Origin of the sequence: Delftia lacustris, assembly GCF_040267515.1 — a bacterium.
Classification (GTDB): domain Bacteria; phylum Pseudomonadota; class Gammaproteobacteria; order Burkholderiales; family Burkholderiaceae_C; genus Comamonas; species Comamonas tsuruhatensis.
The window spans coordinates 6,388,650-6,408,000 of sequence record NZ_CP141274.1 but is presented as its reverse complement, the minus strand read 5'-3'; the positions used below and the strand labels follow the sequence as shown (position 1 = coordinate 6,408,000).

The 19,351-nt window shown below is 69.1% G+C and carries 20 protein-coding genes; 16 read left to right on the top strand and 4 right to left on the bottom strand.

The genetic code is table 11. The features are described 5' to 3' along the window. Positions 1 to 23: 23 nt before the first annotated feature. The 3 genes from U6958_RS30750 (at position 24) to U6958_RS30740 (ending at position 2,438) form a co-directional block, all read left to right on the top strand. Complete coding sequence (locus tag U6958_RS30750; protein ID WP_074920688.1) at positions 24 to 1,232, top strand: M20 aminoacylase family protein; 1,209 nt, start codon at positions 24 to 26, stop codon at positions 1,230 to 1,232. Between the two features lie 61 nt (positions 1,233 to 1,293). Beyond that, on the top strand, positions 1,294 to 2,067 hold the full coding sequence (locus tag U6958_RS30745; protein WP_074920684.1) for an ABC transporter ATP-binding protein: 774 nt from the start codon (positions 1,294 to 1,296) through the stop codon (positions 2,065 to 2,067). 116 nt (positions 2,068 to 2,183) lie between these two features. Beyond that, complete coding sequence (locus tag U6958_RS30740) at positions 2,184 to 2,438, top strand: acyl-CoA-binding protein (protein ID WP_012203065.1); 255 nt, start codon at positions 2,184 to 2,186, stop codon at positions 2,436 to 2,438. A gap of 82 nt (positions 2,439 to 2,520) precedes the next feature. On the opposite strand, the gene U6958_RS30735 is transcribed toward U6958_RS30740, so the two are convergent. After that, complete coding sequence (locus tag U6958_RS30735) at positions 2,521 to 3,543, bottom strand: isopenicillin N synthase family oxygenase (protein WP_074920682.1); 1,023 nt, start codon at positions 3,541 to 3,543, stop codon at positions 2,521 to 2,523. A 597-nt stretch (positions 3,544 to 4,140) separates the two neighbouring features. On the opposite strand from U6958_RS30735, the gene U6958_RS30730 reads away from it, so the two are divergent. The 6 genes from U6958_RS30730 (at position 4,141) to U6958_RS30705 (ending at position 9,014) form a co-directional block, all read left to right on the top strand. After that, on the top strand, positions 4,141 to 5,169 hold the full coding sequence (locus U6958_RS30730) for an ABC transporter substrate-binding protein (protein ID WP_016446613.1): 1,029 nt from the start codon (positions 4,141 to 4,143) through the stop codon (positions 5,167 to 5,169). 10 nt (positions 5,170 to 5,179) lie between these two features. Beyond that, the gene (locus tag U6958_RS30725; protein WP_012203068.1) at positions 5,180 to 5,695 is read left to right on the top strand and encodes a nucleoside deaminase; all 516 of its coding nucleotides are present in this window, start codon (positions 5,180 to 5,182) and stop codon (positions 5,693 to 5,695) included. A 55-nt stretch (positions 5,696 to 5,750) separates the two neighbouring features. Next, on the top strand, positions 5,751 to 6,788 hold the full coding sequence (locus U6958_RS30720) for an ABC transporter substrate-binding protein (RefSeq protein ID WP_074920677.1): 1,038 nt from the start codon (positions 5,751 to 5,753) through the stop codon (positions 6,786 to 6,788). Positions 6,789 to 6,857: 69 nt separating this feature from the next. After that, positions 6,858 to 7,700 (top strand): ABC transporter ATP-binding protein, encoded by an 843-nt coding sequence (locus tag U6958_RS30715; protein ID WP_012203070.1) that lies wholly within the window; start codon positions 6,858 to 6,860, stop codon positions 7,698 to 7,700. A gap of 16 nt (positions 7,701 to 7,716) precedes the next feature. After that, positions 7,717 to 8,484, top strand: a complete 768-nt coding sequence (locus tag U6958_RS30710) for an ABC transporter permease (protein ID WP_012203071.1) — start codon at positions 7,717 to 7,719, stop codon at positions 8,482 to 8,484. 14 nt (positions 8,485 to 8,498) lie between these two features. Continuing rightward, a complete protein-coding gene (locus U6958_RS30705; RefSeq protein ID WP_074920674.1) occupies positions 8,499 to 9,014 on the top strand; it encodes a nucleoside deaminase in 516 nt (171 codons plus the stop codon). 18 nt (positions 9,015 to 9,032) lie between these two features. Here U6958_RS30705 and U6958_RS30700 read toward each other — a convergent pair whose 3' ends face one another. Then, positions 9,033 to 10,799 (bottom strand): phosphoethanolamine transferase, encoded by a 1,767-nt coding sequence (locus U6958_RS30700; protein WP_074920672.1) that lies wholly within the window; start codon positions 10,797 to 10,799, stop codon positions 9,033 to 9,035. A gap of 147 nt (positions 10,800 to 10,946) precedes the next feature. Here U6958_RS30700 and U6958_RS30695 point away from each other — a divergent pair, with 147 nt between their 5' ends. Both U6958_RS30695 and U6958_RS30690 read left to right on the top strand, forming a co-directional pair. After that, positions 10,947 to 11,621 (top strand): response regulator transcription factor, encoded by a 675-nt coding sequence (locus tag U6958_RS30695; RefSeq protein ID WP_016446608.1) that lies wholly within the window; start codon positions 10,947 to 10,949, stop codon positions 11,619 to 11,621. Beyond that, entirely contained in the window at positions 11,614 to 13,041 is a 1,428-nt protein-coding gene (locus U6958_RS30690; RefSeq protein WP_043789275.1) for an ATP-binding protein, read from the top strand. Before U6958_RS30695 ends, U6958_RS30690 begins: the two co-directional genes overlap by 8 nt. On the opposite strand, the gene U6958_RS30685 is transcribed toward U6958_RS30690, so the two are convergent. Further along, the gene (locus U6958_RS30685) at positions 12,993 to 14,279 is read right to left on the bottom strand and encodes an aminopeptidase (protein WP_074920669.1); all 1,287 of its coding nucleotides are present in this window, start codon (positions 14,277 to 14,279) and stop codon (positions 12,993 to 12,995) included. The two genes, U6958_RS30690 and U6958_RS30685, sit on opposite strands and share 49 nt — an antisense overlap. 22 nt (positions 14,280 to 14,301) lie before the next feature. Here U6958_RS30685 and U6958_RS30680 point away from each other — a divergent pair, with 22 nt between their 5' ends. From U6958_RS30680 to U6958_RS30670, 3 genes are read left to right on the top strand one after another with little or no spacing between them, the layout of a single operon-like run. Next, a complete protein-coding gene (locus U6958_RS30680; protein WP_016446605.1) occupies positions 14,302 to 14,910 on the top strand; it encodes a hypothetical protein in 609 nt (202 codons plus the stop codon). Between the two features lie 24 nt (positions 14,911 to 14,934). Then, complete coding sequence (locus U6958_RS30675) at positions 14,935 to 16,263, top strand: class I SAM-dependent methyltransferase (protein ID WP_074920667.1); 1,329 nt, start codon at positions 14,935 to 14,937, stop codon at positions 16,261 to 16,263. A gap of 33 nt (positions 16,264 to 16,296) precedes the next feature. Then, on the top strand, positions 16,297 to 16,626 hold the full coding sequence (locus tag U6958_RS30670) for a DUF1840 domain-containing protein (RefSeq protein WP_016446603.1): 330 nt from the start codon (positions 16,297 to 16,299) through the stop codon (positions 16,624 to 16,626). Positions 16,627 to 16,648: 22 nt separating this feature from the next. Here the strand turns inward: U6958_RS30670 and U6958_RS30665 are convergent, their stop codons facing one another. Then, positions 16,649 to 17,632: an aldo/keto reductase gene (locus U6958_RS30665; RefSeq protein ID WP_074920664.1), complete on the bottom strand. Its 984-nt coding sequence runs from the start codon at positions 17,630 to 17,632 to the stop codon at positions 16,649 to 16,651. A gap of 151 nt (positions 17,633 to 17,783) precedes the next feature. On the opposite strand from U6958_RS30665, the gene U6958_RS30660 reads away from it, so the two are divergent. Next, a complete protein-coding gene (locus U6958_RS30660) occupies positions 17,784 to 18,668 on the top strand; it encodes a LysR family transcriptional regulator (protein ID WP_074920661.1) in 885 nt (294 codons plus the stop codon). 64 nt (positions 18,669 to 18,732) lie between these two features. Continuing rightward, positions 18,733 to 19,248, top strand: coding sequence for a hypothetical protein (locus tag U6958_RS30655; protein WP_016446600.1), 516 nt, complete (start codon positions 18,733 to 18,735; stop codon positions 19,246 to 19,248). The last annotated feature ends 103 nt before the right edge of the window (positions 19,249 to 19,351 follow it).

Here is a 19,351-nt window from a genome sequence, read left to right as displayed (position 1 = left end):
TGCAGCTCTAGAAGGAGAACCCCATGGCCTTGCTGCAGGAACTGCTGGACAGCGCACCCGAGATCACCGCGCTGCGCCGCGACATACATGCCCATCCCGAACTGTGCTTCGAGGAACTGCGCACCGCCGACCTGGTGGCCCGGCAGCTCGAAGGCTGGGGCATTGCCGTGCACCGCGGCCTGGGCCGCACGGGCGTGGTGGGCACCATCCACGGCCGTGACGGCGGCGCCAGCGGCCGCGCCGTCGGCCTGCGCGCCGACATGGACGCCCTGCCCATGCAGGAGTTCAACACCTTCGAGCACGCCAGCCGCCACGCCGGAAAAATGCACGCCTGCGGACATGACGGCCACGTGGCCATGCTGCTGGCCGCCGCGCAGTACCTGGCCGCGCACCGCGACAGCTTCGAGGGCACGGTGCACCTGATCTTCCAGCCGGCCGAAGAGGGCGGCGGCGGCGCGCGCGAGATGGTCGAGGACGGCCTGTTCACCCAGTTCCCCATGCAGGCCGTGTTCGGCATGCACAACTGGCCGGGCATGAAGGCCGGCACCATGGCCGTGAGCCCAGGCCCGGCCATGGCGTCGAGCAACGAGTTCCGCATCGTCGTGCGCGGCAAGGGCGGCCACGCGGCCATGCCGCACATGGTGATCGACCCGCTGCCCGTGGCGGCCCAGCTCATCCTGGGCCTGCAGACCATCGTCAGCCGCAACGTCAAGCCCATCGAGGCGGGCGTGGTCTCGGTCACCATGGTCCATGCGGGCGAGGCCACGAACGTGGTGCCCGACAGCGTGGAGCTGCAGGGCACGGTGCGCACCTTCACGCTGGAGGTGCTGGACCTGATCGAGCGGCGCATGAAGGCCCTGGCCGAGAGCATCTGTGCGGCGCATGACACGCGCTGCGAGTTCGAGTTCGTGCGCAACTACCCGCCCACCATCAACTCCGCGCCCGAGGCCGAGTTCGCACGCCGCGTCATGGCTGAGGTCGTGGGCGAGGCCAACGTGCTGCCCCAGGAGCCGTCCATGGGCGCCGAGGACTTCGCCTTCATGCTGCTGGAAAAGCCCGGCGCCTACTGCTTCATCGCCAATGGCGACGGCGACCACCGCGCCATCGGCCACGGCGGCGGTCCCTGCACGCTGCACAACCCCAGCTACGACTTCAACGACCAGCTGATCCCGCAGGGCGCCACGTTCTGGGTGAAGCTGGCCCAGCGCTGGCTGAGCGAGCCCACGCGCTGAGGCCCTTGCAGGGTCCGGCCGACACCGGCATGTCACACACCGCACCTAGCATGCGGTCCCTGTGACCTCCATCGAATCCTCCGCCGCGCAGGGCGTGGCCGTCCAAGCCCGGCAGCTCAAGCGCATCCACGGCGAGCGCGCCGTGCTCCAGGACATCAGCCTGCAGATCGCGCCCGGCGAGGTGCTGGCCCTGCTGGGTCCTTCGGGCTGCGGCAAGACCACCCTGCTCAAGATCCTGGCCGGGCTGGAGCAGCCCAGCCGCGGCGAAGTCTGGATGGGCGGGCAGTGCGCGGCCAGCGCCTCGCAGTCCCTGCCGCCCGAGCGGCGCGAGCTGGGCCTGGTGCTCCAGGGCCAAGCGCTCTGGCCCCATATGAGCCTGCAGGCCAACGTGGCCTTCGCGCTGGAAATGCGCGCCCTGCCTCGCGCGCAGATCCACGAGCGGGTGCAGCAGACCCTGGGCCTGGTCGGGCTGCAGGGCATGGGCGAGCGCCTTCCCGGCAGCCTGTCGGGCGGCCAGCAGCAGCGTGCGGCGCTGGCCTGCGCCGTGGTGGAGCGCCCGCGCCTGGTGCTGCTGGACGAACCCCTGTCCGGCCTCGACGGCAACCTGCGCGAGCGCCTGTGCGAGGAAATTCCCCAGCTGCTGCGCAGCCTGGGTTGTACGGCCGTCTATGCGACGCAAGACCGCCAGCAGGCCTTCGCCGTCGCCGACCGCGTGGTCGTGATGGAGCACGGCCGCATCCTGCAACCGGGCAGCGCCCGGGGCCAGGCGCCGGCCCCCGTGCCTTGCGAGGCAGACCTATGGCCCATGGCCGGGCACCTGTGCAGCGCAGCATAGGAGGGGCATGGCCGGTCTCGGTTCGGATGACGGTGAAAAAAAGCACGGTCGTTCTAAATTCCTGCATTTTTGGCTACACTGTGCCGCTACACGAACCGCCCACCAGGAGACCCGCCATGTCCGATCTGAACGCCGCCTTCGAGGCCGCCGTCAAGAACTCCACCTCGATCAGCGAGCGCCCCGACAACGCCACGCTGCTCAAGCTCTACGCGCTGTACAAGCAGGCCACCGAAGGCGACAACGAGGCCAAGAAGCCCAGCTTCACCGACATGGTCGGCCGCGCCAAGTGGGACGCCTGGGAAAAGCTCAAGGACACCTCGGCCGATGACGCCAAGCAGCAGTACATCGACCTGATCGAATCGCTGCGCTGATCAACACCACCACCGATCGCAGACACAGACAAGGCCCCGGACTCCGGGGCCTTGTCGTTTCCGGCCACGGCCCCGGCCGGGCTCAGTACTTGTTGGAAAAGTTCGCGCTGATGCGCTGGCGCAGATATTCCGCGCCCGTGATGGGCGGGTACTTCTTTTGCGGGCCCTCGATCACCGCGTCCTCGTTGGCCTGGCAGAAGAAGGCCAGGCTGTAGCGCGCGCCCTGGTATTCATGGGGCAGGGGATTGCGCACGCGGTGGAAGTTGCTGGGCAGCTGGTCGTCGCTCCAGCGCGTGAGCATGTCGCCGATGTTGCAGGTGATCACGCCTTCCACGGGGTCCACGGGCGTCCATTGCTGGCCTTCCATCTCCTTGCCCGGCAGCACCTGCAGGCCGCCCTGGCCTGCGCGCTGGAACAGCAGGGTCAGGCAGTCGAAGTCGGTGTGGGCGCCTGCGCGCCACAGGCCCAGCTCGTCCTTGAGCGCGGGGTCGACCGCGAAGTAATGCAGCATGCGCAGCGTGCTCTGGTAGGCGGGCACCGAAGGGTCGTGGGCGCGCGTGAAGAAGTCCGCATCAAAGCCCAGCTTGTGCGCAAAGCACGACAGCAGCTGCATGCCCACCTGCCAGCACTGGCGCTCAAAGCCCAGCGTGGCCTGCTGAAAGCCCGGCAGCTCCTGCTGCGTGGGCCACAGGCCGGCCATGCGCGGGCGCGTCACCTGGTAGGACTCCTTCTGGTCGGGCGTGCGCGTGGAAGGCCGGATCTGCGCCTTGTGCTCCCAGCCCGCATTGCGCGACAGCGGCCACTGCGCCTTCACCTCGCGCGGCAGCGCGAACAACTGCTCGGCACGCCCGAAGGCCGCATCGATATCGGGCTGGGGAATGCCGTGGCCCGACACCTGGAAGAAGCCGATCTCCACCGAGGCCTGCCAGATCGCATCGGCGATCTCGGCCTTGCGGCGGTCGAAGTCGGAGATGTCGATCACCCGCACCTCCCGTGCGCGCGTCTCCTGCCCCTGGCCGCCCATGCGGGCCTCCTTGGCGAGTTCACCCAGCGCGTAATCTGACGCCGGTGCCGAAGGCAGGGTGGAGTTGGCAAGCATGTTCATGGTCTGTTTCCTTTGCCGCAAAGGCAGTGGCAAGGCACGCGGCGGCCGGCGCAAAAAGACACCGATCCCGCCCGTCGCTCTTGAAGTGGCTGACAGGGCACAGGTCGCAGCCACGCCGCTCCCGCACCCGCTTCAAGAGCAATGACCCGCGCCGGCACAGACCGGCAAGCTGAACGCTTCTACTCTTGCCAACCACCCAAGCAAACAGCGCGCCAGCCCGCGCTGGCCGGTTCATGGCCGCCTGCGTTCCATCGTGGTGCAAGAGGGCCGGGCAGCTTGGTGCACGCGCCGCATCGGAACCATCTGGCACCAATCTGATGCATGCCCGCCGCGTCGAAAACCGGCGCGGCCCAGCCCTGTGACGCCGAGGAAGGGCCGCCCCGCACCGAGGGTGTCGTCCCCCTCCCGCGCAGCGAGAGAGGGGGAAGGCGCGAAGCGACTCAGGGGGTGGTACGCACTTTGCATACAAGGACGAACGAGTAGAAGCGTTCAGCACGCGCCCAGTGCGCGTTGCCCGGAAATTGCTCATGTCACGCCAGCCGCCCGGCCCCATGCCAGCGGCCGGTCCCCATGTTGATAGCGACTGAGAGTTCCACCATGCAACGCCGCCATTTCCTTGCCGCCGCCGCCCTTCCCGCTGCCAGTGCCGTGATGCCCGGTGCCTTCGCCCAGGGCAAGGCGCTGACACCGCTGAAGTTCACGCTGGACTTTCGCGTGACCTCGCAGACCGCGCCCTTTTTCGTGGCTCTGCAAAAGGGCTACTACCGCGACGAGGGGCTGGACGTGAGCATCGACGTGGGTTCGGGCTCGGTGGCATCCATCACGCGGGTGGCCAGCGGCGCCTACCAGCTGGGCCTGGGCGACATCAGCTCGCTGATCGAGTTCAATGCGCAGAACGCGGGCGCGGCGCGCGTGCAGGCCGTCTACCAGTACTACAACCGCGCGCCGTTCGCCATCATCGGCCGCAAGGACCGGGGCATCACGGGCGAGTTCGCCAGCCTCAAGGGCAAGAAGGTGGCCGCCGCCGCCGTGGAGTCCACCCGCCGCGTCTGGCCCCTGGTCGCGCAGCGCCAGAACCTGCCGGCCGACCTGTTCGCCTGGACCACGACGGAGTTCTCGGCGCGCGACAACGTGGTGGTGCGCGGCGATGTGGATGCGGCCACCTATTTCCATGACTCGGCCGTGTCGCTGTTCGCACGCATCAAGCCCGAGGAGCTGTCGGTGCTGCGCTACACCGATGCGGGCGTGCAGCTGTACGGCAATGCCATCCTGGCTTCCAGCGCGCTGGTGGCCGAGCAGCCGGCGCTGGTGGCGGGATTCCTGCGCGCCAGCAACCGCGCCCTCATCGAATGCCTGGCCCAGCCTGCGCTGGCCGTGGCCGCCGTGCGCCAGCGCGAGCCCATCCTGGATGAAAAGCTGGAACTGGCGCGCTGGGCCATCACCTCGCAATACCTGGCCGCGCCCGATACGCAGCGCCACGGCTTGGGCGACATCGACCCGCAGCTGCTGGCCCGACAGGCCGAGCAGGTCAGCCAGGCCTTCGGCCTGAAGGCACCCGTGTCGGCCGACGCGCTGTTCAACCGCAGCCTGCTGCCGCCGCTGGCCGCGCGCATGGCCAAGGCCTGAGGGAGTGCACATGGACCACGCCACCGTTTCACTGCCCCTTGAGGCCTCGCTCGACGAGCGCGACGGCCTGTACCTGCGCCGCGCCATCGCCATGGCCGACCGCGCGCGCCAGCGCGGCAACCGCCCTTTCGGCGCACTCATCGTGGCCGCCGATGGCCGCGTGCTGGCCGAGGCCTCCAACGCCAACGGCGAGAGCGGCGACTGCACGGCCCATGCCGAGCTGTCGGCCATCCGCCTGGCCAGCCCCCTGCATGACCGCGAGGCGCTGTCCGCAGCCACCTTGTATTCATCGGCCGAGCCCTGCGTGATGTGCGCGGGCGCCATCTTCTGGTCGGCCATAGGCCGCGTGGTCTACGGCATAGACGCCGTGCGCCTGCGCGAATTCCGCGGCGAGCGCCTGGACCAGAAGGACGCCGAGCTGTCCTGCCGCGATGTGTTCGCCGCCTCGTCCCACGCCATCGAATGCATAGGCCCGGCGCTGATCGGCGAGGCCGCCGCATCGCACCAGGGCGCCTGGAAAAGCTGACCCGGCCCCGTTCCGTCCCCACCGTTTCTTTTGACCACCAGAGAGGAAGCCCACCATGCAAAAACGACTGTTCCTGCACACCGTCCTGGCCCTGTCCGCCAGCGCCGGCCTGGCAACGGCCCATACACAGGCCCACGCGGCCACGCCGCTGAAGTTCCAGCTGGACTGGCGCTTCGAGGGGCCGGCCGCCTTCTTCCTGCAGCCGGTGGCCAAGGGCTACTTCAAGGACGCGGGCCTGGATGTCACGGTCGATGCCGGCAGCGGCTCGGGCGGCGTGGTGCAGCGCGTGGCCTCGGGCGCCTATGACCTGGGCTTTGCCGACATCGCGGCGCTGATGGAGTTCCAGGCCAACAACCCGGACATGCCCAACAAGCCCGTGGCCGTGATGATGGTCTACAACAACACGCCGGCCTCGGTGATGGCGCTCAAGAAAAGCGGCATCGCCAAGACGGCCGACCTCACCGGCAAGAAGCTGGGCGCGCCCGTGTTCGATGCGGGCCGCCGCGCCTTCCCGCTGTTCGCCAAGGCCAACCAGGTCGGCACCGTGCAGTGGACGGCCATGGACCCGCCGCTGCGCGAGACCATGCTGGTGCGCGGCGATGTGGATGCCATCACGGGCTTCACCTTCACCTCGCTGCTGAACCTGGAGGCGCGCGGCATCAAGGCCGCCGACGTGGTGGTCATGCCCTATGCGGACTTCGGCGTGAAGCTGTACGGCAACGCCATCATCGCCAGCCCGAAGCTGATCAAGGAGAACCCGGCCGCCATCAAGGCCTTCCTGCAGGCCTTCGCCAAGGGGGCCAAGGAAGTCATCGCCAACCCGGGCGCGGCCATTGCCTACGTGAAGGAGCGCGACGGCATCGTCAACACCCAGCTGGAGACGAGCCGCCTGCAACTGGCCATCGACACCGTGGTCAACAGCGCCGACGCGCGTGCCGAAGGCTTTGGCCAGGTCGTGCCCACACGCCTGTCGCTGATGGCGTCGCAGGTCTCCGATGTCTACGCCACCAAGACGCGCGTGAACCCGGCCGAGGTCTGGAACGGCAGCTTCCTGCCGTCTGCGGCCGAGCTGAACATCCTGCCCAAGAAGTGACGACAAAGTGATTGACACCGTGCGCGTGCGCCAGCGGGTGGCGTGCACGGCCCTTGCCTGCTGCCTGACATGAATTCCTCCACATCCCACGGCGATGACGACGCCTTCTTCGTCGAGTTCCGCGACGTCTGGCTTGCCTACAACGAGGAGCTGCTGCGCGCCAACCACTTCGCGGTCGAGGCCATCGACCTGCAGGTGCGGCGCGGCGAGTTCATCGCCATCGTCGGCCCCTCGGGCTGCGGCAAGTCCACCTTCATGAAGCTGACCACGGGGCTGAAGATGCCCTCCATGGGCCGTGTCATGGTCAACGGCGAGCGTGTGACCGGGCCGCTGAAGATCTCGGGCATGGCCTTCCAGGCGCCGTCGCTGCTGCCCTGGCGCACCACGGTGGACAACGTTCTGCTGCCGCTGGAGATCGTGGAGCCGCACCGCTCGCTGTTCCGCCAAAAGCGCAAGGAGTACGAGGCGCGTGCGCGCGCCCTGCTGCAGAAGGTGGGCCTGGGCGGCTACGAGGACAAGTACCCCTGGCAGCTGTCGGGCGGCATGCAGCAGCGCGCCAGCATCTGCCGCGCGCTGATCCACGAGCCCCAGATGCTGCTGCTGGACGAGCCCTTCGGCGCGCTGGACGCCTTCACGCGCGAGGAGCTGTGGTGCGTGCTGCGCGACCTGCAGGCCGAGCAGCGCTTCAACGTCATCCTGGTCACGCACGACCTGCGCGAAAGCGTCTTCCTGGCCGACACCGTGTACGTGATGAGCAAGAGCCCGGGCCGCTTCGTGGTGCGCCGCGACATCGAGCTGCCGCGCCCGCGCGAGCTGGAGCTGACCTACACGCGCGAATTCACCGACATCGTGCACGAGCTGCGCGGCCACATCGGCGCCATGCGCAAGACCGGCGCGGCCATCCAACAATAGAACGGGGGAGATTCACATGCACAAGAAATACGCGGAACGCTGGGCGCCCTGGGTGCTGCTGCTGGCGGTCATCCTGCTGTGGCAGGTCATCTGCTCGGCCTTCGAGGTCTCGGAATTCATCTTCCCCAGCCCCTGGGCCATCGGCCGGCAGCTGGCCGAGTTCAGCGGCATCATCGCCGCCCATGCCTGGCGCACCTACTGGGTGACGATGGCGGGCTTTGGCATCGCCATCGTGGTGGGCGTGCTGCTGGGCTTTCTGATCGGCTCCTCGCGCCTGGCCTATGCGGCGTTCTATCCGCTGATGACGGCCTTCAACGCACTGCCCAAGGCGGCCTTCGTGCCCATCCTGGTGGTCTGGTTCGGCATCGGCGCGGGACCGGCCATCCTCACGGCCTTCCTGATCAGCTTCTTTCCCATCATGGTCAACATCGCCACCGGCCTGGCCACGCTGGAGCCCGAGCTGGAGGATGTGCTGCGCGTGCTGGGCGCCCGGCGCTGGGACGTGCTCATCAAGGTCGGCCTGCCGCGCTCCATGCCGTACTTCTACGGCTCGCTGAAGGTGGCGATCACCCTGGCCTTCGTGGGCACCACGGTCAGCGAGATGACGGCGGCCAACGAAGGCATCGGCTACCTGCTGGTGTCGGCCGGCTCGTCCATGCAGATGGGCCTGGCCTTTGCCGGCCTCATCGTGGTGGGCGCCATGGCCATGGTGATGTACGAGCTGTTCAGCGCCATCGAAAAGCGCACCACGGGCTGGGCCCGGCGCGGCTCGCAGGGCGAGTGAAGGAGAATCCGGCCATGACGCCCGCACCCGCGACGACACCTTCCATGACGCCCCTGACCGACGAACAGGCGGCCCGCCAGCTGCGCCGCGCAGGCGCCGTGGCCGAGCGGGCCATGGCCATGGGCCGCCATCCCTTTGGCGCGCTGCTGCTGGCGCCCGACGGCGAGACCGTGCTGGCCGAGCAGGGCAACATCGACACGGTGAACCATGCCGAGTCCACGCTGGCGCGCACGGCCGCCGCCAACTATCCGGGCGCCTACCTGGCGCAGTGCACCCTGGTCACCACCTTCGAGCCCTGCGCCATGTGCGCCGGAACCATCTACTGGGCCGGCATAGGCCGCGTGCTCTACGGCGCCGAGGAAACGGCGCTGCTGGCGCTGACGGGCAACCATCCCGAAAATCCCACGCTGTCCCTGCCCTGCCGCGAGGTCTTCGCGCGCGGGCAGCGCAGCGTGCAGGTCGTGGGGCCCGTGCCTGCGCTGCAGGAGGAGATGCTGGCGCCGCACCGGGGCTTCTGGCAACAGGGCTGAGCCGCCTGCGCGGGCGGCTCAACTGCGGCAGCCGGCCAGCGCGTCCAGGGGCTTCTGGTAGGTGGGGCTGGTCACGTCCAGCAGGCCCAGGGTGGTGTGGTAGAGGTTGTCGTGCGACAGCGGCGCGTCCAGCTGGCCGCGCACGCAGCGTTCGGACACGCCGGTGCGCTCGCCCAGGTTGCCCAGCCAGGCGATCATGGGAATGTGCTTTTGCTCGTCGGGCGCCATGGCGTAGGGCATGCCGTGCAGGTAGATGCCCATCTCGCCCAGCGACTCGCCGTGATCGGACATGTAGACCATGCCGGTCTGGTAGCGCGATTGCTGGCGCGTCAGCCAATCGATGGTCTGCGACAGGAAATGGTCGTTGTAGCGGATGGAGTTGTCGTAGACATTGACCACCTGCTCGCGCGTGCAGCTGGACAGCGCATTGGTCAGGCATTCGGGCTGGAAGACCTTGGTCTCCGGCGTGGAGCGCTTGTAGTAGGCCGGCCCGTGGCTGCCCATCTGGTGCATGACCAGCACCACGCCGCGCTCGCGGCGCTCGCGCGGCAGGGCGGCGATGCGTTCGTCGATGCCGCTGAGCAGGATGCCGTCCAGGCATTCTCCATCGCTGGAGCACAGGGCCTTGCCGTCGGGCGTGTCCAGGCGGTCGGCCGTGCTGGCGTTGGGAATGCGGTCGCACACGCCCTTGCAGCCGGCCTGGTTGTCCAGCCACAGCACGGCCAGGCCGGCGTTGTACAGCACGTCCACGAGGTTGTCGTAGTCCACCTTGCTCTTGTAGAAGCCCGTGCGGCCCAGGTGCGAGAACATGCAGGGCACGGATTCGCGCGTGCTGGTGCCGCAGGAGGTCACGTTGCTCCAGTTGAGCACCTGGCGCCTGGCCAGCTCGGGCGTGGTGTCGCGCGCATAGCCGTTCAGGCCCCAGTTGGCGGCGCGCGCCGTCTCGCCCACGACGATGACGAACAGCGGCGGCTTGCGCTCGGCCGCATAGGTGGCCCCCAGCGTGGCGCCGGCCGCGATGCTGGCAAACGGGCGCTTGGGCCGCAGGATGGGCTTGAGCACCGCATCCAGCGAGGCCAGCACCGGGCTGACCGGATTGAGCATGTGGCGCATCCACAGGTTGTTGCGGACCACGGGCGCCAGCTCGCGGTACGAGACAAAGACCGAGGCCGCCAGCAGCAGCACCGAGGCGGCCAGCAGCGCCAGCGTGCGCAGCACGGTCTGCATGCCGCGGCGCGGGCGGATGACGCGCAGCCGCAGCAGCCAGGCCGTGGGCAGGCCGGCCACCAGCAGCAGCTGCAGCAGCAGCTGGGGGTTGAACAGGTCGCTGCTCTCGCGCAGGTCGGTCTGCAGGATGTTGTTGATCATGCCGCCGTCCATCACCGTGCCGTAGGCGGTCATGAAGTACTGGGCCGCGCCGGCAATCCAGGGCAGGGCAATCCACAGCGGCTTCATGCCGCGCGGCCAGGCCGTCAGCGACAGCAGCAGCAGCAGGCCGCCCAGGCCCAGGGGCAGCAGCCGCAGCACCAGGGCGGCCAGGCTGCCGTCATAGCCTTCCAGGTGGGGCAGGCGCCGCCACAGCGCCCAGTTGGCGGTGGCCAGCAGCCACAGCGCCAGCACCAGGGCCACGGCCTGGGGCGAGCGCGGTGCGGTCCAGGCCGTGCGCAGCCGTGCCGCGAGGCTGGCGGGGGCCGCCTGGGCAGGCTGGGCAGAAGATGGGGCCGGGGCTTGGCCGGTGCCGGAGGAGCCGGCAAAGGGGGGGCGGGCGAGCAGGCGTTCTGACATGGCCGCGAGCGTAGAATTCGCAGCTTAAGAACATCTGAACCCCGCGTTCAGACTCCGTTCAGCTTGAACCCCTGCCGCCCCCCCTTGCGCCACGCTTGTTCCGTCCGTATCCGGTGCGCATCCTGATGTGCGAAGGCCCAACCTCCCATGCGAATCCTGCTGGTCGAAGACGATGAGGCCCTGGCCCAGGCGGTGGGCAGCTATCTGCGCTCCAAGGCCTTTCTGATCGACAGCGTGCCTTCTCTGGCCCAGGCGCGCGCCTGCCTGGCCGGTGCCAGCTACGCGGCCGTGCTGCTGGACCTGCACCTGGCCGACGGTGACGGCCTGGCGCTCATGCCCACGCTGCGCCGGCTGGCGCAGCCTCCCGTCACCATCGTGCTGACGGCCCGCGACCAGGTCAGCGACCGCATCCGCGGGCTGGACGCGGGCGCCGACGACTATCTGGTCAAGCCCTACGACCCCGAGGAACTGCTGGCCCGCCTGCGCGCCGTGAGCCGGCGCGGCGGTGGCATGCAGGCCGGGCAGGACGCCGTGCTGCGCATGGGCACGCTGGAGATCGACCTGGCCCGTGAAATGGTGCGCGACGCCGGCCGCACCCTGCTGCTCACGCCCAAGGAATGGGCGCTGCTGCGCGTGCTCACGGCCCAGCCGCAGCGTGTGCACGCGCGCGAGCATCTGCTCGATGCGCTCTACGGCTTCGATGCCGAGGCCGACAGCAACACGCTGGAAGTGTTCATCAGCCGGCTGCGCCGCAAGCTCGGGCGCGACCGCATCCTGACCGTGCGCGGCACCGGCTACCGCCTGGCCCTCGAGCATGGATGAGCCGCAGCGCTACAGCCTGGCGCTGCCGCCCCGTCTGGCCGACCAGCTGGCCCGCGAGCTGACACTGGCCCTGGCCGCCGTCTGGCTGGCCTGCGTGCTGGCGCTGGCCTGGTATGTCAGCCACATCGTGCACCACAACTTCGACCAGGAAATGATCGACAGCGGCCACCGCCTGCTGGAGGTGGCCGTGCACCAGCTGGAACAGGAAGACCACTCGCGCGAGGGCGTGCAGCGCCCGCATGTGGCCTCGCAGCCGGGCGACGAGGCCGAGGATCTGGTCTACCAGCTGCAGGACGGCCGCGGCAACGTGCTGCTGCGCACCCAGGCCGCCCCCGTGGCGGCCTTTGCCGTGCCCATGCGCGAGGGCTTCTACGAGCGCGAGGGCTGGCGCATCTATGTGGTGGCCCATCCCCGGCAGCCGCTGTTCCTGATGCTGGCCGATCCCATGGTCGAGCGCAGCGAGGCGCTGCAGCGGGCGCTGCTGGCGCTGGGCTCGGTGATGCTGGTCATGCTCGCCCTCATGGGCTGGGCGCTGCGCGTGACCGCGCGGCGGCGCCTGCGCGTGCTGCGCGACATGCAGCTGCAGCTGAGCGAGCGCGGCGGCTCCAACCTGGAGCCGCTGGACCTGGACGCCATGCCGCGCGAGCTGTGGCGGCTGGGCCGGGGCATCAACCACCTGATGCAGCGCCTGTCGCATGCGCTGCAGGTGGAGCGCTCCATGGCCGCCAATGCGGCCCACGAGCTGCGCACGCCGCTGGCCGTGGCCACGCTGCGCTTGCAGACGGCCCTGGACCGTGGCGTGGACAACGCCGACGTGCGGGCCGCGCACGAGGCGCTGGAGCGGCTGAGCCAGCGCACGGAAAAGCTGCTGCAGCTGTCGCGCGCGGCCTCTGGCTCGGCGCTGGCGCAGGACGATGTGCGGCTGGATACGCTGGCCAGCATGGTGGCCTCCGAGTTCTGGCAGCAGGACGAATCCACCCAGCTGCGGCTGGATGTGGTGCTGCCCGAGCAGCCCTGCGGTCCGGTGGCGGGCGACGTGGACACGCTGGCCATTGCCTTGCGCAACCTGGTGGAGAACGCGCTGCGCTACAGCGATGGCTCGGAGGTGCTGCTCGAAGTCTGCGACAGCCATACCGTCCAGGTGCGCGACGAGGGGCCGGGCATGGACGCCGTGGCGCTGGGCACCGCGCGCGAGCGCCATGTGCGCCATGTGGACGATCTGCGCCTGCCCCAGGGCGCCGTGCGCGAACTGGCATCGCCGGGCTATGGCCTGGGCCTGTCCATCGTGTCCATGATCGTGGCCCAGCACGGCGGCAGCCTGCAGCTGCAGTCGCCACCGCCTGGCAGCTCCAGCGGCCTGCTGGCACGCATTCAGTTGCCGGGGCGCGATCCGTCCGCGGATCCCGACGCCCCGGCCTGAGCCGGGTCGCAGGCAGACGGCAGGGGCGCATTGGCCGGCATGTGCCTGCACAGACTGGCGTTGCGCTGCGCTGCGGGCAGGGCGGCCAGCTGCCGCACCTCGGCATAGAAACGCTGCCAGCCCTGGATTGCCTCGTTGCCGGGCTGGGCCTGGGCCGGAGCTTGGGTCTTTGCTTGGGCCTGGGCCTGGTGCCACAGCGCGGTGAAGGCCGGCACCCAGTCGTCATAGGCGGCCAGCGCGCCGAAGCTGGCGTTGTTGGCATCGGCCACCCATTGGTCCAGCCGCGCCTGGTTGCGGTCGTAGAGCTGGCGCTGTGCATCGGTGGTCAGCAAGGCTGCATCGGCGCTGCGCCATTGCGCACGCAGCGCAGCGTAGTCGCTGCGCAGCTGCTGGTAGATCTGCGCCTTGGCCTGCTGCATGGCGGGGCCGCGCTGCGGGTCCTGGTACAGCTGCTGCAGCGCCTGGCGCGTGCGCCCGGTCAGTGCCCGCCACTGCGTACGCCGCAGCTGGCTGGACTCCCAGCGCGCGCGGGCGGCTGGGCCGGCCTCGGTGGCCAGCCACAGCGTTGCGCCCAGGCGCTCCACGGTGGTGGCAAAGGATTCGTTGAAGGCGGTATCGCCGGCCACGTAGACCACCTGGTGGGCCAGCTCATGGAACAGCAGGCCGGCGAACTCGCCCTCGCCCCAGCCCACGAAGGTGTTGAGCAGCGGATCGCCCCCCAGCCAGTTCAGGTAGCCCAGCGTGGAATAGGCGGGCACGCCGTAGCTGCCGGACTCCAGGCCCTGGTCGGCCAGCAGCCGGGCCTGGGCCACGGCGTCTGCCTCGGAAAAGTAGCCCCGGTAGCCCACGCAGCCGGCCACGGGAAAGCACCAGCGGTGCAGCTCCAGGCTGTCGGGCGGCGCGGCCACCACGTTCCACACGGCAAAGGGCCGCTGCAGATCGGCGTAGCGGCGGTAGCTGGCGTTGTCGGGCAGGCCCAGCCGTTGCACGGCGAAGCTGCGCATGCGCTGGGCCGCAAGCAGGCGCTCGCGCAGCGCGGGTGCCAGGTTGTCGTCCTGCAGCCAGTCGTCAATGGGGCGGCTGGCCTGCAGCAGGTGTATCTGGCCGCGCAGGCTCTGCCAGTAATAGCCCAGGCCGTCGCCGCCGGCCCCCGTGCTGGCACAGCCGCCCAGCAGCAGGCCTATGCCCGCCAAAATCGCGGGCAGGCCGCGCCTGACTACACTCAAGCCTTCACGCACCCTTGGCCCCCTTGCTGCTTTCATGGACTTCTTCACGCTGGCGATCATTGTCTTCATCGCAATCTATCTTCTCAAGACTCAGGAGCAGCGCCGGCATACCCTGCTGCTGGCCCAGTATCTGGGGCGTTTCCAGATAGAGAAGCTGATGGGCGGCCTGATCGAAGGCTATCTGCGCGCCCTGGGCGAGAACGACGAGCAGCGCCGCGCCCAGATCTGGACCGTGCTGGACAACACCGAAACCAGCCTGGTCGAGCAGTTCCAGCGCTTTGCCAAGGAAATGGCCTCGGCCGATCCGCAGCTCACGCGCGTGAGCACGCTGCCCGTGGCGCTGCCCTATCTGGACCGGCTGTTCCCGTCGTCCGGCTTCGATCTGCGCGAAGCCATGCAGCTGCATGCGCGCGGCATTGCCTCCGTGCGCGTGGCCGACAGCGCCACCGAGGAAGAACGCCGTGCGCGCGCCTTCATGATGACGGCCGAGCTGTTGCTCATGCAGTACACCTGTCATTGGTTTTGCAAATCGCGCGCCGTGGCATCCCTGCGGCTGGTCGCACGGCACAAGACGCCCTTCGAGCAAGTGCTTGCTTCGGTGAGTGACCAGACACGGCGCGACTACAGGCAGCTGATCGCCTGATCGCCCCTGCTGTGGCGGGGCGCCATGCCCCGCCATGCACAGCCCAGGCTGCGATTGACGCAGTGCGGCTTGCTGTCAAAAATGAACGCCATGACACAAGTGCTGAGCTCCATCGAGGCGCGGCTGGCGTCTCTCCCTGTTCCCGTGGCCGTGATCCTGCCGTCCGGCCAGCGCGCCGGTCCTGCGGATGCGCAGGTGGTGCTGCATTTCCAGTCCATGGCGGCCATGGCCAGCCTGGCGGCCGGGCAGATAGGGACACTGGGCAGTGCCATCGTGGAGGGGCTGGTACGCATCGATGGCCGCATGCGCGACGTGATGGCGGTGGCCGCCAGCCTGCTGCAATCCGATCCGGTGCGCGGCACATCGCACTGGTGGGTGCATGCCATGGCCCGCATGCGCTCCATGGCCGCGCACACGCTGGCGCGCGACGCCCAGCAGATCCAGTTCCACTACGACATCTCCGACGACTTCTACGGCCTGTGGCTGGACCCGCGCCGCGTCTATTCCTGCGCCTACTTCCGCGATCCGCAGATGACGCTGGCCCAGGCCCAGGAGGCCAAGCTCGACCACATCTGCCGCAAGCTGGACCTGCGGCCCGGCGAGCGTTTCCTGGACATCGGCGCGGGCTGGGGCGCGCTGCTGCTGTGGGCGGCCGAGCATTACGGTGTCACGGCCACGGGCATCACGCTCTCGCACAACCAGCACCGCCATGTGCAGCAGCTGATTGCCGAGCGCGGCCTGCAGGGCAGGGTGGACATGCAACTGCTGGACTACCGCGCGCTGGCGCCCGGCCAGCCCTTCGACAAGATAGGCTCGGTGGGCATGTTCGAGCATGTGGGCCAGGCCCAGCTGCCCGAGTACTTCCAGACCGTGCACCGCCTGCTGCGCCCGGGCGGCATGGCGCTGATCCACGGCATCACCGCAGGCGGCGTGGACAACACCCAGCTGGGCGCGGGCATGGGCGAGTTCATCGACCGCTACATCTTCCCCGGCGGCGAGCTGATGCATGTGAGCCGCGTGCTGCACGACATGGGCCACAGCGGGCTGGAAATGGTGGACACGGAGAACCTGCGGCCCCACTACGCACGCACGCTGTGGAATTGGTCCGACGCACTGGAAGCCCAGCTGCCGCAGGCGCAGCGTATCCTTGAGCAGCATGCCGATGCCGAAGGTGCCGCCAAGGTGCTGCGCGCCTACCGGCTCTATCTGGCGGGTTGCGCCATGGGCTTCGAGCGCGGCTGGGTCGCCCTGCACCAGATGCTGTGCACGCATCCCGACGGACGGCTGCAGTCGGGGTCCATGGTGGGAGCCCAATCGGACTATGCTTTCAACCGCGAGTACATGTACCGCTGAGTGCATGACACGCCACACAGAAAAAGGATAGCCATGCTCTACAAGTTCAAGTCCCGTGCCACGGCCGACGTCATCATGCTCGAATCCAACGGCCGCCAGGTCCTGGAGATCGTCGGCAAGACGCCCGGCGCCAGCGGCATCATCACCGTCCAGCAGATCCCGGCCGCCATCGATGCGCTGGAAGCCGCCGTGGCCGATGACGATGCCCGCCGCAAGGCCAACCAGGAAGAGGATGCGCAGGATGGCGACCAGGACAATGCCGCACCGGGCGCACGCGATGCCGTCAGCCTGCGCCAGCGCGCTGCGCCCATGATCGACATGCTGCGCCGCAGCGCCGCCGAGAACAGCGACGTCACCTGGTAAGCCGGCGGCCCCCGCTGGCCCGTCAGGCGTTGATGCCCTTCATGCCTTCCTCCGTATAGCGCTGCCCGGCCACGGGCAGCTCGTCGCTGGCGCGCCGCAGCTCGTCCAGCTCGCCGGGCGTCAGTGCCACGGACAGCGCGCCCAGGTTGTCCTGCAGATGGGCGATGCGCCGGGTGCCCGGAATGGGCACCACGTCCGGCCCCTGGGCCAGCAGCCAGGCCAGGGCGATCTGCGCAGGCGTGCTGCCCTTGTGCTGCGCCAGGGCCGATACGGCACCCACCAGGGCCTGGTTGGTGTCGATGTTGCCGGGTTGAAAGCGCGGCAGGCTGGCGCGGAAATCGCCCTGCTCGAAGGCCGTGCCGCCATGAAAGCGTCCCGTGAGAAAGCCGCGCCCCAGCGGCGAATAGGCCACCAGCCCCACGCCCAGCTCGCGGCAGGCGGGCAGCACCTCGTCCTCCACCTCGCGCGTCCACAGCGAATACTCGGTCTGCACCGCCGCCACCGGGTGCACGGCATGGGCGCGGCGCAGCGTGGCTGCGCTGACCTCGCACAGGCCGATGCGGGCGATCTTGCCTTCCTGCACCAGGCGCGCCAGCCCTTGCATGGTCTCTTCGATGGGCCGCGTGGCATCGACGCGGTGCACGTAGTACAGGTCGATGCGCTCCACGCCCAGGCGCCGCAGCGAGTCCTCGCAGCTTTGCCGCGCGTACTGCGCGCTGTTGTCGATGCTGCGCCGGTACTCCCCGGCCTTGCGCACGATGCCGAACTTGGTGGCGATCTTCACGCGCGGGCGGCGCGTGGCCAGGAAGCGGCCGATCAGCTCCTCGTTGTGGTGCGGCCCGTAGACATCGGCCGTGTCCAGGAAGTCGATGCCGGCCTCCACGGCATGGTCCAGTGCCTGCAGCGCCAGGGCGTCGTCGCGCGGGCCATAGAACTCGCTCATGCCCATGCAGCCCAGGCCCAGGGCGGATACCTGCAGATCGTGGCCAAGTGTGCGTTGTTGCATTGCATATCCTCTTGCTGAAACAAGGGGCCAGTATGGTTTTCCGGGGTGGGCTTGCCTACTGAGAAAATCGCGCTTCGATCTTCCATTTCCGGAAAACATTTCCGCAAAGGCTCTCCGCAAGGGCTTTCCAGGAAAACCAAGGAGCACTTCATTGCAGTGGGACGACGCCCGCATCTTCCTGGCCATTGCCCGCGCCGGCAGCCTGAGCGGCGCCTCGGCCGCGCTGGGGCTGGGCGTGGCCACGGTCTCGCGCCGGCTGGACCGGCTGGAGTCCGCGCTGGCCATGCCGCTGTTCAGCCGCCACCAGAGCGGCTATCGGCTCACGGCCGACGGCCAGGCGCTGCTGGCCCCGGCCGAGACGCTGGAGCAGGCGGCCCAGGCCCTGGGCGATGCCGCGCACAGCCAGGCGCAGGTCGCGGGCGTGGTGCGGCTGGCCACGGCGGAGAACCTGGCCAACCCGCTGATCGTGCCCTCGCTGGCGCAGTTGTTCGCGCGCCATCCGGGGCTGCGCGTGCAGCTGGTCAGCGGCGTGCAGACGCTGAACCTGCACCGGCGCGATGCCGACCTGGCCGTGCGCATGACCCAGCCCGAGGCCGGCCACGTCACGATCCGGCGCCTGGGAACGCTGGGTTTCGGCTTGTACGGATCGGCCGGCCATGTTGCTGGCCGCGCTGGCCGAAGCGGCTCGGACCCCTTCGAAGGCGACGCCTTGATCGGCTGGGACGACAGCCATGCCCACCTGCCCGCCGCACGCTGGATGGCGCGCGCCCTGCGCGGGCGTCCCTGCCGGCTGGAGACCAACACCCTGTCCGCGCAGCTGGCCGCGGCCCAGGCGGGCCTGGGCCTGGCCGTGCTGCCGCATTTCCTGGCGCGGCAGGCGGGGCTGGTCTGCGTGGAGCCGCAGCTGGGCGCCGATCAGCCCATCTGGCTTGCCATGCATGCCGACCTTGCCCATTCGCGGCGGGTGCGGGCCGTGGCGGACCACCTCATTGAACTGTTCGAGCGGCGGCATGCCGAACTCGAAGGCCCGGCCTGAGCCGCAGCAGGGGCCGCGCGCCGTGTTAAACACGCACGCAGATTGCGAGAAAGAAAGGACTTCCATGCACCGCCTCCGTCATTCCTCCCGATTCCTGCCCTGGCTGGGCGCGCTGGCCGCCACGCTGGCGCTGGCCGCCTGCGCCGACAGGCCCAAGGCGCCCACCGGCCCGCAGGCACCTCCGGGAGCGGCGGCGGCCGTGTATTCGCTGCTGTTTCTGGACAACGCCTCCAACCTCGGCCCCAAGGCGGCGGCCTACTGCATAGGCAACGGCCGTGGATGGGCGCTGCTGGACCCCGATGCCGGCACGCTGGCCCTGCTCAGCGGCCAGAGCCAGGTGCGGCCGGCTTCGGCCTGCGACGTGGGCAAGGGCGGCGAGCAGGTGCTGGACCGGGCCAGCGGCCGGCCGGCGCTGATGTTCGGCGTCGAGCTTGTGCACTGCACGGCCTCGGGATCGCAATGCCTGATGCGCGGCAGCTACTACGAAGGTCCCGGCAACACGCAGAGCAACCTCTACAACGCAAGCCAGCGCGGCGGCAGCTGGCAGGCCGTGATGGCGCTGCGCGGGCCGGCGCCCTGAACCCTGCATCGCCGCTGTCGCGCCGTCCCCGCCAACGAAAAAGCCCGGCCGAAGCCGGGCTTGATCGTGGTTGCAACTGGGCGATCCGTCGCGGTGGTGGTCC